Below are 853 nucleotides of genomic sequence, written 5' to 3'. Positions count from 1 at the left end.
AGCCTGCGCGACCACATCGCGCCGATCGCGCGGGCGCTCGGTGCCCGCGATCTCGCCAGCGCGCGCCTTCTGACCGCGCGCATCGTGTCGCGCGACACCACGCAATCCGACGAAGCCGCGCTCTCGCGCGCCGCCGTCGAGTCGGCGCTCGAAAACGGCAACGACGCGATCTTCGGCGCGCTGTTCTGGTTCGCGATCGCGGGCGGGCCGGGCGCGCTCGGCTTTCGCCTTGCCAATACGCTCGACGCGATGTGGGGCTATCGCACGCCGCGCTATCTGCGCTTCGGCTGGGCCGCGGCGCGCATCGACGACGTGCTGAACTGGATTCCCGCGCGCCTGACCGCCACGAGCTACGCGCTGCTCGGCGACACGCTGAGCGCATGGCGCTGCTGGCGCGAGCAGGCGCCGCGCTGGGATAGCCCGAACGCGGGCCCGGTGATGGCGTCCGGCGCGGGCAGCCTGAACGTGCTGATCGGCGGAGCGGCGGTGTATCACGGTGCGCTCGAACAGCGCCCGACGCTCGGCTTCGGGCATCCCGCCGAAGCGCGCCATGTGAGCGCCGCGCTGATGCTGGTCGAGCGCACGATCATTCTGTGGCTGGCCGTGCTGATCGTGCTGGCTTTGCTGAGCGTGCCGTTTCATGGTTAAGGCCATCGACCCGCGCGAGAATCGGCCCAGCGCCGAGCCGATGCCCGCCGGCCCGAGCATGCCCGCGGGCCCGATCGCGCACGGCGGCAACCTGCACGAAGCGGCCGCGCGCTACGGCCGGCCGTACGCGCAATGGCTCGATCTGTCGACGGGGATCAATCCGCACGGCTATCCAGTGCCGCCGGTTCCCGCCGACGCCTGGCGC

The 853-nt window shown here is 71.9% G+C and carries 1 protein-coding gene and 1 pseudogene; both read left to right on the top strand.

The window, feature by feature from the left end; translation table 11 throughout:
- Nucleotides 1–648, top strand: a 648-nt coding sequence (locus GXB81_RS31210) for a CobD/CbiB family cobalamin biosynthesis protein (protein WP_205991231.1), incomplete at its 5' end; no start/stop codon positions are given.
- A 40-nt stretch (nt 649–688) separates the two neighbouring features.
- A pseudogene (locus GXB81_RS31205) lies at nt 689–853 on the top strand (threonine-phosphate decarboxylase); the annotation flags it as partial.

The organism is Paraburkholderia sp. Ac-20336, assembly GCF_017105025.1.
In the GTDB taxonomy this organism is placed as follows: Bacteria; Pseudomonadota; Gammaproteobacteria; order Burkholderiales; family Burkholderiaceae; genus Paraburkholderia.
This window is presented reverse-complemented; position numbering and strand designations above follow the sequence as displayed.